Source organism: Mitsuaria sp. TWR114 (assembly GCF_007997345.1).
In genome coordinates this window covers 1-11,845 of record NZ_VOSR01000050.1, presented here as the reverse complement: position 1 = coordinate 11,845, position 11,845 = coordinate 1, and the positions used below count along the sequence as shown (strand labels likewise).

The window sequence follows — 11,845 nt, the reverse complement described above, 5'->3', positions numbered from 1 at the left end:
CCGCTGGCGGTGCTGCTGGCCGGCATCGGCATCGCCTGGGCCTGGGACCCGCAAGGCCTGCCGCGCGTCGGCGAGCTGCCGCCGCTGGCGCTGGTCTTCACGCCGCCGCGGCTCGATCCCGAGCTCTGGGCCGCGATGCTGCCCGGCGCGGCGCTGATCGGGCTGCTGGGCTATGTCTCGAGCCTGGCGGTCGCGGAATCGCTGGCGCGCCGGGTCGGGCAGCGCGTCGATGCGCGGCGCGAGCTGATGGGACTGGCCGCGGCCAACCTGGCGGCCGCGGTGTCCGGCGGCATGCCGGCGGCGGCGAGCTTCTCGCGCAGCGTGCTGATGAGCGACGCGGGCAGCCGCACCCGCATGACTGGCGTCTTCGTCGCCGCGCTGATGGGCGTGGTGCTGCTGACGCTCTCCCCGCTGCTGGCCTGGGTGCCCAAGCCGGTGCTGGCGGCCAGCATCATGGTGGCGGTCCTGTCGGGGCTGAAGTTCGGCCCCTATGCCGACGCCTGGCGCTACGCGCGCGCCGAGGCGCTGCTGATGGTGGCGGTCACGCTGCTGGTGGTCTTCGTCGGCATCACCGCCGCGCTGGGCCTGGGCGTGGCCGGCGCGATCGCGCTGCTGCTGCAGCGCAGCGCGCGGCCGCATGTGGCCCTGATCGGCCGCATCGCCGGCACCGAGCATTACCGCAACGTCGAGCGCCACCAGGTCGTGCTCGACCCCGAGGTGCTGGGCCTGCGCATCGACGAGAGCCTGCTGTTCCTGAACGGCCGCAGCCTCGCCGACGTCGTCCAGGCCCACCTGGACACGCACCCGACGACGAAGCGGGTGCTGCTGCAGATGTCGCCGGTCAACGCCATCGACTTCAGCGGTCTGAGCGCGCTCAAGGAGTTGCACGAGACGCTGGAGCGCCAGGGCCGCCGCCTCGACCTCAGCGAGGTCAAGGGGCCGGTGCTGGACCGGCTCAAGGTCAGCGGCTGGGAGTCCTGGTTCCGCGGCCGGCTGTACCTGTCCCACCACCTGGGCATGCAGGACCGGGAAGGGCGCTGATCGCTCGCGCCTTCCGGCGTCAATGCACGTCGTTCAGGTGCCCATGCCTGCGCGGGTCCGGCATCAGGAAGCAGACGAGGAAGGCGAACAGGCACATCACCGAGACGTAGACGTAGAACGCGCTCTCGACATTCGCCGCCTTGAGGCTGAGCGCCACGTACTCCGCCGAGCCCCCGAAGATCGCGTTGCCGATCGCATAGGAGAGTCCGACGCCCAGCGCGCGGATCTCGGGCGGGAACATCTCCGCCTTGATGAGGCCCCCGATGGAGGTGTACAGCGACACGATGGCCATCGCCACGACGATCAGCCCGAAGGCCGCATAGGGGCTGTGCACGCCCTTGAGCGCCGACAGCAGCGGCCAGGTGCCCAGCGCCCCGAGCAGGCCGAACCACAGCATCGAGGTGCGCCGCCCGATGCGGTCCGACAGGGCGCCGAACAGCGGCTGCATGCACATGTAGACGAACAGCGCCGCGGTCATCACGGTGCTGGCCACCTTCTTGTCCATGCCCACGCTCAGCACCAGATATTTCTGCATGTAGGTGGTGTAGGTGTAGAAGGCCAGCGACCCGCCCGCGGTGAAGCCCAGCACGATCAGGAAGGGCTTCATGTGCTTGCTGAAGAGCTCGCGCATCGATCCGGCTTCCTTGCGCTCGAGCTGCTCGGCTTGGCGGTCTCGGCCAGCGAGCGGCGCAGGTAGAAGGCGATCACCGCGGTCGCGGCGCCCGCCACGAACGGGATGCGCCAGCCCCAGGCATGCATCTGGGCGTCGGTCAGGGTCTGCTCCAGGATCGCCACCACCAGCACCGCCAGCAGCTGGCCGCCGATCAGCGTCACGTACTGGAAGGACGCGTAGAAGCCGCGCTGTCCGCGCAGCGCCACCTCGCTCATGTAGGTGGCGCTGGTGCCGTACTCGCCACCCACCGACAGCCCCTGGAACAGCCGCGCCAGCAGCAGCAGGGTGGGCGCCATCACGCCGATGGTCTCGTAGGTCGGCATGAAGGCGATGGCCAGCGAGCCGCCGCACATCATGAGGACCGAGATCATCATGGCCGTCTTGCGGCCCTGCTTGTCGGCGATGCGGCCGAACAGCCAGCCGCCGATCGGCCGCATCAGGAAACCGGCCGCGAACACGCCCGCCGTGTTGAGCAGCTGGACCGTCGGGTCGCCCTTCGGGAAGAAGGCGTGCGCGAAATAGATCGAGGTGAAGGCGTAGACGTAGAAGTCGAACCACTCGACCAGGTTGCCGGAGGAGGCGCCGACGATCGCCAGGATGCGATCGCGTTTCTCGTGCGGCGTGTAGTGCCCGGGCTGGCCGGACGCCGGCGGCAGCGCGCCGCCGGTCAGGGGAGGAGTCTTGGCAGTCATGCCGGCAGACTACTCCCGCGATGGAAATCCCTCACGTCCGGTTCGGATGAACCGAACGCCACGCGCACCGCGGTCGGGCTAGCCCACTTCGGCGACCGCCAAGCGCACGCCAAAGGCCAGGAACAGCGCGCCGATGCCCCGGTTGAGCCAGCGGCCCAGGACCTGCGCCCAGGCCTGACCGCGCGCGCGGGCACCCGCGGCGGCGCTCGACCAGGCCAGCAGGTGGCACCACACCATGCCGTTCACATTAAAGATCGCCCCCAGGAAGAGGAAGGCGGCGGCCTTGCTCGGCGCGTCGGCCGAGATGAACTGCGGCACGAAGGCCAGGAAGAACAGCCCGACCTTGGGGTTCAACACATTGGTCAGGAAGCCCTGCGCGAAGATCCGGCGCAGCGGCGATGGCGCCGGCGGGGGCATGCCTTGGAGGGAGCCGGGGGAGCCGCTCTCCGCCGCCGCGGCGCGACGCTTGAAGAGCATCCCCGCGCCGAGATAGATCAGGTAGGCCGCGCCGAGCAGCTTGACCACGGTGAAGGCCGCCGCCGAAGCGGACAGCAGCGCCGACAGTCCCAGCGCCGCCGCCAGCACATGCACGCAGGTGCCGGCCCCGATGCCCAGCGCGGCGGCGGAGCCGGCGCGGAAACCCTGGGTGGCGCTGCGCGCCATGATCAGGAGCGAGTCCGGACCGGGTGTCATGTTGAGCAGCAGCCCGGAGGCGATGAACAGGCCGAGGTCGTGGGTACCGAGCATCGAAGGCGTCTCCCGAAAGGCCGACATCATGCCTGCCCCCCGCCCTTTCCTTCCGGCGCGCGGGCGCCATGCGCCATCACGCCCTTTCCGGGGGACGCCGCGCGCACTGCGCGCGGGAATATCGGCCGCCGCGGGCGCGAATGCCGATTGTTCCGATCTTTTCAACGGAGTGTTGCAAGCGAATGGATTTAAGGGTCAACCCTTATCGCTCATAGTTCAGCCCATCGACACATCGAAACCGCTCCAGGAAATCTCCACCAGGCGACGACTGAAACCTCCGGGCAACCGGCGGAATTCAAGAGAAACCCAGTGGCATCCCAAGCGCAATCGTCGGGTCGAATTCTCCACCCGTGCCCCTTCGCTGATCGCCCTGGGACCGAAACCGAAAGGAAAGATCATGAGCACCAAGAACATCCTCGCTTCCGTCCTGTTCGCTTCCGCCGCCCTAGTGGCCGGCAGTGCGATGGCCAACGACAACCCCCACACCCAGCCGGTCAACACGCCCAGCGCCGTGAGCCGCGCCGAAGTGCTGGCCGACCTGGAGATCTACCGCGAATCGGGCCTGGCCGCCGTCGAGCAGTCGGAGACCTACGGCTACGACAACGCCCGCCGCGATGCCGCCAAGGCTCGCTACGCCGAACTGCGCAGCTCGCCCTACTACGCGACCCTGGTGAAGAAGTTCGGTGGCAGCGCCCCGGCCACCGCCGTCGCCGGCCGCTGAACCCCTGTTTCCTGTCCCCTCCTGAGAGAACTCGAACAATAGATTCCTGAGAGCGATTTTTGGGTCAAGGGCTTCGGCCCTGGTCGGCGGCGGCTCTCCGCACTCCACCCTCCTGTCCGTCGCCGACCGCCTATACCCCCCTCGGATGAGCCACTGCTCGCCGAGGGGGTTTTCTTTTACTTAAGTTGGATTTAAGCCGAATTCAGGGTGATGCGCGAATCGATACTCGTGTCGACCGAGGAGATATTCAATCGATATTCGCCCCGGCGCGCTGAAACGGGGCACCAGAACGCGGCGCAAAAGGCCGATTCGGAGCGGAACGCGCACGACCGTGCGGATTCCCTGAGAATCGCCCGTCGGCCCGCCAGCAGTCCCCCATCTTCCGGGCCGCCAGAGCGAGGGTGTCGATGGACCGGATCGTGCAAATGCGGGCGTTCGCCCGGGTGGTGGAAACCGGCAGCTTCACCAAGGCGGCCGACTCGATGGACCTGCCCAAGGCCAGCTTGACGCGCCTGGTGCAGGCGCTGGAAGCGCGGCTGCGGGTGCAGTTGCTGACGCGCACCACCCGCAAGGTGAGCGTCACGCAGGACGGCGCCGCCTATTACGAGCGCACCATGGCCCTGCTCAGCGAGCTGGAGGCCATCGACCAGGGGATGCTCCACGACCAGAGCAAGCCCCGCGGCCGTCTGCGCGTGGACGTGACGACGCTGACCGGCTCGCGGGTGCTGATCCCGGCGCTGGCGGACTTCCATGACCGCTACCCCGACATCCAGATCGCGCTGGGCGTGAGCGACCGCGCGATCGACCTGCTCGTCGACAACGTCGATTTCGTGCTGCGCGTGGGCGCGGTGCAGGATGCCGGGCTGGTGGCCCGGCGAGTCGGGCAGATCCAGTTCTGCACCTGCGCCGCGCCGGCCTACCTCCAGAAGCACGGCACGCCGCAGGCGCCCCAGGACCTGGACCGGGAGCCGCATCAGGCGGTGGGCTACTTCTCGTCGCGCACCGGGCGGGTGTTCCCCTTCGTCTTCCATCGCGGCGACGAGCGCGTCGAGATCGAGGGCCGTCGGCGGCTCGACGTCAACGACAGCAACGCCTATGTCGCGGCCGGCCTGGCCGGCCTGGGCGTCGTGCAGCTGGCCCGGTACGCGGTGCAGGACCAGCTCGACAGCGGCGAACTGGTGCCGCTGTTCCCCGAATGGCATCACAACGCGGTGCCGGTCTACCTGGTCTATTCGCCCAACCGCTATGTCTCGGCGCGCATGCGCGTCTTCATCGAGTGGGTGGCGGAGACGCTGGCGAAGAAGGGCCTCGGGCCCGATTGACGCGAGCTCAGACGGTCCCGGCGGGCACGCCGCCGGAGCGGCCCACCAGCCACATGACGACCAGCGCCAGCAGCAGCACCCACACCACCACGATCGCGCCGGCCACCTTGAGGTTGCGCGGCAAGCGGCCGCGCTGCGCGGCGGCGCGCTGGCGCGCCCGGGCGATCACCGCCGGCGGCATCAGGCGCAGCACCAGCCAGAAGCCCAGCGGCACCAGGATCAGGTCGTCGAGCAGGCCCAGCACCGGGATGAAATCCGGGATCAGGTCGATCGGGCTGAGCGCGTAGGCGGCGACCGCGATCGCGACAAGGCGCGCCAGCCAGGGCGCCTCGGGATCGCGGGCCGCGTAGAAGACGGTGAGCAGCTCGCCCTTGAGCAGGGCCGCCCAGCGCTTGAGGGATCCGCGTTTCATCCGCGCATCATGCCCTCATCGCGCGAGCGGGGCTCAGTCGGCCCAGATGACTTTCCGGCGCTGACCGATCCAGTTTTCCAGGCGCGGGCCGTAGACCTCGTCGACCCGGTTGCGGCGCACCTTGAACGTCGGCGTGATCAGGCCGTTGTCGACCGTCCACGGCGTGGCCGTCACGATCAGGCACTCGAGCTGCTCGTGCGGGTCCAGGCGCGCATTGACCTTCTCCAGGTGGGCGGCCAGTTCCTGCTCCAGCGCGCCGCGGTCGCGCGCGGCGGCCTCGGGCGACAGCATCGCGATGCCCACCGGCTGCGCGAAGTTGGCGCCGGTCACCGCGCAGGCCTCGATCGCGGGATGCGTCGACAGCCGGTCCTCGATCGGCGCCGGCGACACGTACTTGCCCTTGCTGGTCTTGAAGAGATCCTTCACCCGGCCGGTGATGCGCACGCAGCCCGCGAGCGCGCCCTTGTCGGAGATCTCCGCCTTGTCGCCGGTGTGCAGCCAGCCGTCGGCGGTGAGCGTCTCGGCCGTCAGTTCCGGCTGCTTGTAGTAGCCCAGCATCAGCGCCTGGCTCTTCATCTGCAGCTCGCCGGTGATCGGATCCAGGCGCACCTGCACGCCGTCGTAGGCGGGCCCGACGCTGCCGATCTGGTCCTGGCCCGGCACGGTGATGTGGGACAGCGCCAGGTTCTCGGTCATGCCGTAGCCCTCGTTGATCGGCAGGCCCAGCGCGCGGTACCACTTCAGCAGCGCGACCGGCATCGGCGCGGCACCGCCTGCGGCAAACTTGCATTCGTCCAGGCCCAGCGCCTTGAGGATCTTCCTGCGCACCAGCTTGCCGATGATCGGCAGCTTGAGCAGCCGCTCGAGCTTGGGCTGCGGCACCTTGGCCTGAACGCCCTGCTGAAACTTGGTCCACAGCCGCGGGACCGAGAAGAAGACCGTCGGCCGCGCGCGCTGCAGGTCGGCGGCGAAGGTGTCCAGGCTCTCGGCGAAGTACACCGTCATGCCGGTGTGCAGCCAGCCGTGCTCGACCAGCGCCCGCTCGACCACATGCGCCAGCGGCAGATAGGACAGCATGCGGTCGGACTCGGTCAGCGGGATGCGCTTCAGGCCCGAGCCGATCGCCCAGGCGAAGTTGCCGAACGAGTGCATCACGCCCTTGGGCGCGCCGGTCGTGCCGGAGGTGTAGATGATGGTGGCCAGCTCATCGGCGCCGCGGGTCGGCTTGCCCTTGAGCGGCGGCGTCTCGGCGCAGATCGCGTCCCAGTGGTCGTAGGCGTCCTGCGCGTCCTCCGGCGAGACCGGATAGGAGATGCACGGCAGCCCCAGCGGCACGCCGGGCCGCATGCCTTCCCAGCCGTCGAGCTTGCCGACGAAGAGCAGCTTGGACTCGCTGTGGCTGAGGATCTGGTGGATGGTGTCCGCGGCCAGCGTCGGATACAGCGGCACGCTGACGTAACCGGCCATCCAGATGGCCAGGTCGCTCATCAGCCACCAGGCGCAGTTCTTGGACAGGATGGCGACGCGCGCGCCCGGCTCCCAGCCCTGCTCCAGGCCCAGCGTCTTCAGGTGGGCGGCCATGCGGCGGGCCTGGTCCGCGACTTCCTTCCAGGTGAAGTCCTTCACCACGCCGCCGCCCATCGGCTGGCGCAGCGTGACCCGGTTCGGCGTGTCGAGCTCCCAGGCGTACAGGCGTTGCAACGCGAGGGAATCAGCCGGCAGGCGGGTCGTGGACATCGGGGGTCTCCTTGTTGTGATGGTGCTGAAACCGGACGGAATCAGCGCCGGAGACTACGCCGGCCCGCGCGAGGCAACGAGCGGGTTTCTTCGATGACCGTGATCGACTTGGCACCCTAAACCAGGGTTTCCTTTGGACACGGGGGGGAGGCGCTCAGCCCTTGGCGGCCGCCGCCTCGAGCTCCGCCGCGACCAGCGCCTCGAGCGCCGGCAGCAGCAACTCGTCGCCCACTTCTCTGGACACCGGCGCGCCATCGAGCGCCGCGGCGCCTTCGCGCTTGAGCTTGGCGACCCACTGGCCGGCTTCCTTGCCCTGCGCCAGGCCGGTGCTCTGCAGCAGCAGGGTGCCGTCGGCGGCGAGCAGCTTGAAGTAGAAGAGCCCGTCGGACTCGCGGTACTGCTTGAACGCGGGGACGGTCGACTTGGCCTTGACCGCCTGCGCGACCGGCGCGGCCAGCGGCTGGAAACGGCGCAGGCCGACGGCCTCGCGGGCACGGGCCAGCAGCGGCGCGGCGATGGCGCGGGCCTTGGCGGCGCCCTCCATCAGGATGGCCTCGATCTTCTCGGGATTGGCCATCAGCGCGTCGTAGCGCTCGCGCATCGGGCCGATCTCGGCGTCGACCAACGCGAACAGCTGGTCCTTGGCCTCGCCCCAGGACAGGCCGCCGTGCAGCGCCGCGCGGAAGGCCTGGCGCTGCGCCGGCGTGGCGAACGCGTCGTAGATCTGGACCAGGTGCGAGCCTTCGGTCTCCTTGGGCTCGCCGGGCAGCCGCGAGTCGGTCACGATCTTGGAGATCGCCTCGCGCAGCGCTTTTGCGCCGCCTTCGAACAGCGGGATCACGTTGTCGTAGCTCTTGGACATCTTCCGGCCGTCCAGGCCCGGCAGCAGCTCCATTTCCTCGTCGATGCTGGCCTCGGGCAGCACGAACAGCTCGGCCTTGAACGTGTGGTTGAAGCGCTGCGCGACGTCGCGCGCCATCTCGATGTGCTGCGCCTGGTCCTTGCCGACCGGCACGCGATGGGCGTTGAACATCAGGATGTCCGCGGCCATCAGGATCGGATAGCTGTACAAACCCATCGTGATGCCGGCGTCCGGGTCCTCGCCCGCGGCGACGTTGGCATCCACCGAGGCCTTGTAGGCATGGGCGCGGTTCATCTGGCCCTTGGAGGTGACGCAGGTCAGCAGCCAGGTCAGTTCGGGGATCTCGGGGATGTCGCTCTGGCGGTAGAACACCACCCGGCTCGTGTCCAGGCCGGCGGCCAGCCAGGTGGCGGCGATCTGCAGGCGCGAGGCCTCGATGCGGGCCGGCTCGTCGCACTTGATCAGCGCGTGGTAGTCGGCCATGAAGAAGAAGCTCTCGACGCCGGGCTCGCGGCTGGCCGCGATGGCGCGGCGCACCGCGCCGACATAGTTGCCGAGGTGCAGGGTGCCGGTGGTCGTGATGCCGGTCAGGACACGCAGGGTCATGGGAGCTCGTCGCCGTCGTTTCGCAAAACGGCGATTGTCCCGCAAAGGCGGACCGGCGCGGGCCCCCTCCAATGGCGATGCGTTGGGGGAGGCGCCGGGGAATGCGTGGGGGGACCCCTTGAGGGGGACGCCGGGGAGGCGCGTCAGCCCAGCGTCGCCATCGGCTCGCCCAGGCGCACCGCGCTGCCGGGCTGCCAATGCGCGTTGAACTGCATCGGCAGGTGCTTCGGGAACAGCATCACGACGGTCGAGCCGAGCAGGAAGCGGCCCATCTCGGCGCCACGCTCGTAGCTGAAATGCTCGTTCTCGTAATGCCAGGTACGGGGACGGCCCGGTCTTGGCGGATTGACGACGCCATGCCAGACCGTGGCCATCGAGCCGACGATGGTCGCGCCGACCAGCACCAGCACCCAGGGACCGAATTCGCCTTCGAAGAGGCAGACCACGCGCTCGTTGCGCGCGAACAGCCCCGGCACGCCGCGCGCGGTGACCGGGTTCACCGAGAACAGGTCGCCCGGTACATGCACCATGCGCACCAGGCGGCCGCCACAGGGCATGTGGATGCGGTGGTAGTCGCGCGGGCTGAGGTAGATCGTCGCGAAGTGGCCGTCGCGGAACTGCGCGGCCAGGTGCTGGTCGCCGCCCAGCAGCGCCGCCGTCGAATACTGGTGGCCCTTGGCCTGGAAGAGCTGGTCCGCGCGGATCGGGCCGAACTGGCTGATGGCGCCATCGACCGGGCAGATCAGCGGCGCGTCCGCCAGCGGGCGGGCGCCGGGCTTGAGCGCGCGGGTGAAGAACTCGTTGAAGCTCGCGTAGGCCGCGGGATCGGACTCGGCCGCCTCGGCCATGTTCACGCCGTAGCGGTCGATGAATCGCCGGATCGTCCAGGTCGTGAAGCCGCCCAGTTCCGCGCTCGCCAAGCGCCCGGCCAAGCGCGTCATGGCCAGCTTGGGCATCAGGTATTGAGGCAGGACGGCAAGGCGATCGGACACAGCGGTGGGCCCCCGGAAGGGCGGGAAAAAGGGTGGCGGATTCTAGGCGGGCAAGGAACGGTCCCGCACCCGGGTTGGTCCCGGGCGGCGCGCGTCCCCCGGTACCATCGCGGTTTCCCTCTTCTGCACCCCTCTGCCCCCCGATGGCCGCCCCCGAGCACCAGCACAGCTCGTTCTACAAGTTCGTCCGCCTGGACGACACGACCGCGCTCGCCCAGCGCCTGCGCGAGCTCAACCAGACCCTCGGGAACACCATCGGCGGCAACCTGCTGCTGGCGCCCGAAGGCATCACCGGCGCACTCGGCGGCCCCGTGCCGGCGCTCGACGCCTACGAGGCCGCCTTGCGCGCCGAACCTCCCTTCGCCGACCTGCGCTTCAAACGCAGCTTCTGCACCACGCGGCCGTTCACGCTGCTCAAGGTGCATGAAAAGCCGGAACTCGTGGCCTTCGGACTGGACGGCGTCACCGGCCTGGCCGACCCGCGCGACACCCACGTCTCGCCAAGCGAATGGCGCGAACTGATCCGGCGAGACGACGTCGTCGTGCTCGACAACCGCAACCACTTCGAATTCACGCTCGGCCACTTCGAAGGCGCCATCGACCCCGGCGTGCGGCACTTCCGCGACTTCCCCGCGTACGTGGCAGCGCACGCGGAAACCTGGCGTCGCGAGGGGAAGACCGTCGCCATGTACTGCACCGGCGGGATCCGCTGCGAAAAAATGTCCGGCTGGATGGCCGAGCGCGGCTTGACGGTGCGGCAGCTCGATGGGGGCATCCTCAACTACTTCGAACAGATGCCCGATGCCGAGGTGGATTGGCGCGGAGAGTGCTTCGTCTTTGACAAGCGCATCGCGATCGACACCCAGCGGAGGGAGACCGATACGACGGCGGAAGAGGTCTATGGGGATGATCCGGCCGAGGCTTGGCGATTGGCGCGGGCGAGGCGCTTGGATCCCTCGAAAGGCTGATCCACTCCGTTTGGCCAGGCGCGGGCACTCCACGACGCGGGGGGCATCACGTCCGTGAACCCCCCGCATCGTTCCGGCCCCACAAGCACTCGCTGACGGCGGGCCTTGGCGAAGCGGCCGGGGTGGTCGCCGGCGAGGTCTTTCGTGAGCGCGGGACGGGCGCTCGCTGACGTAGGGCCTTGGCAGAGCGGCCGGGGCGGTCAGCCGGTGAGGTCTTCCGTCAGGCGCAGGCGGCGGGGGTTGCGGATGTCGATGACCGCGGTGTGGGCAGCCTTGTCGTGCAGGCCCTGGCGATTGGCGTCCCACAGGATCTGCAGGAAGCCCATGCCGCCCGTGGTGGCGCCGGCCGCGTAGCCACCGTAGCGGCGCACGCAGAGCATCGGCTTGAGCGGCTTGCCAGTGAGCTCGACGATGCGCAGGCCCATCAGCTTCTTGCCCGGCGTCTGGCCCGGCCAGATCAGCGGGAAAGCAACGAAATACGCGAAGGCCCAGGCCAGGTTCAGGCCCACCAGCTCCCACCAGTGCCGCAGCTTCTCGATCGGCGAGCGCTTGGCCTCGTCCTTGAGCTTGCGGACCTCCTCCTGCAAGGCCTTGATGCGCACCCGGTCGGCCTTGCGCTGCAACTCCCGGTCGTGCTCGAGCCGCGCCAGATCCAGTTCGCCCGCGCTCGCGGCCGAGGCCGCCGCGGCGACCGCGGCTTTCACCAGGTCCTTCGTCTCGGCACCGGCCTCGTCCGACTCGTCGTCCGAGCGGTCGTTCCGGTCGGGGGAAGCGGCGGCGACGGCCTCGCGGCGCGCCTGCTTCGTCGGCTCGTCGATGTGCTCCATCGTGCTCGAGTACAGCCCGAACGCGACCAGGCACAGCGCCGGCGCCCAGCCGAGCCAGCCGCTGTCCGCCCGCAGCTCGCCGCGCGAGGCGCGCTGGTGCTTGTGCCAGCGCCACGCGATCCAGCAGAAGCCCGCCAGCAGCGGCGTGTTGCCGAAGTTGGAAAGCACCGTCACCAGGGTCACGTCGACCGCCATCGCCTTGGCGCGCTGCCACGGCGAGGCCAGCGGCAGGCCCAGCAGCGCGG

Annotated in this window: 10 protein-coding genes and 1 pseudogene; 4 read left to right on the top strand and 7 right to left on the bottom strand. The window is 69.3% G+C overall.

The window, feature by feature from the left end; genetic code table 11:
- Positions 1–1,041 (top strand): SulP family inorganic anion transporter (locus FUT87_RS03165; protein ID WP_147240055.1); only part of this gene is annotated, 1,041 nt, incomplete at its 5' end.
- A gap of 19 nt (positions 1,042–1,060) precedes the next feature.
- Here FUT87_RS03165 and FUT87_RS03160 read toward each other — a convergent pair.
- Positions 1,061–2,406, bottom strand: a pseudogene (locus tag FUT87_RS03160) (MFS family transporter).
- 78 nt (positions 2,407–2,484) lie between these two features.
- Positions 2,485–3,153 carry a LysE family translocator gene (locus FUT87_RS03155; RefSeq protein ID WP_147240048.1) on the bottom strand — a complete coding sequence of 223 codons (669 nt, stop codon included), beginning with the start codon at positions 3,151–3,153 and terminating at the stop codon, positions 2,485–2,487.
- A 397-nt stretch (positions 3,154–3,550) separates the two neighbouring features.
- Between FUT87_RS03155 and FUT87_RS03150 the strand changes: the two genes are divergently transcribed.
- Positions 3,551–3,874, top strand: coding sequence for a DUF4148 domain-containing protein (locus tag FUT87_RS03150; RefSeq protein ID WP_221211165.1), 324 nt, complete (start codon positions 3,551–3,553; stop codon positions 3,872–3,874).
- A gap of 407 nt (positions 3,875–4,281) precedes the next feature.
- A complete protein-coding gene (locus FUT87_RS03145) occupies positions 4,282–5,196 on the top strand; it encodes a LysR family transcriptional regulator (RefSeq protein WP_147240047.1) in 915 nt (304 codons plus the stop codon).
- 7 nt (positions 5,197–5,203) lie between these two features.
- Here FUT87_RS03145 and FUT87_RS03140 read toward each other — a convergent pair whose 3' ends face one another.
- The 4 genes from FUT87_RS03140 to asd form a co-directional block, all read right to left on the bottom strand.
- The gene (locus FUT87_RS03140; protein WP_147240046.1) at positions 5,204–5,608 is read right to left on the bottom strand and encodes a YkvA family protein; all 405 of its coding nucleotides are present in this window, start codon (positions 5,606–5,608) and stop codon (positions 5,204–5,206) included.
- A gap of 33 nt (positions 5,609–5,641) precedes the next feature.
- Entirely contained in the window at positions 5,642–7,345 is a 1,704-nt protein-coding gene (locus FUT87_RS03135; protein ID WP_091730058.1) for an AMP-binding protein, read from the bottom strand.
- Positions 7,346–7,499: 154 nt separating this feature from the next.
- Positions 7,500–8,813 (bottom strand): tryptophan--tRNA ligase, encoded by a 1,314-nt coding sequence (locus FUT87_RS03130; RefSeq protein WP_147240045.1) that lies wholly within the window; start codon positions 8,811–8,813, stop codon positions 7,500–7,502.
- Positions 8,814–8,956: 143 nt separating this feature from the next.
- Positions 8,957–9,805: an archaetidylserine decarboxylase gene (gene asd, locus FUT87_RS03125; protein WP_147240044.1), complete on the bottom strand. Its 849-nt coding sequence runs from the start codon at positions 9,803–9,805 to the stop codon at positions 8,957–8,959.
- A gap of 143 nt (positions 9,806–9,948) precedes the next feature.
- On the opposite strand from asd, the gene FUT87_RS03120 reads away from it, so the two are divergent.
- A complete protein-coding gene (locus FUT87_RS03120; protein ID WP_147240043.1) occupies positions 9,949–10,773 on the top strand; it encodes a rhodanese domain-containing protein in 825 nt (274 codons plus the stop codon).
- A gap of 200 nt (positions 10,774–10,973) precedes the next feature.
- Here FUT87_RS03120 and FUT87_RS03115 read toward each other — a convergent pair.
- The coding region (locus FUT87_RS03115) for an RDD family protein (RefSeq protein ID WP_147240054.1) at positions 10,974–11,845 on the bottom strand (872 nt) is incomplete at its 5' end.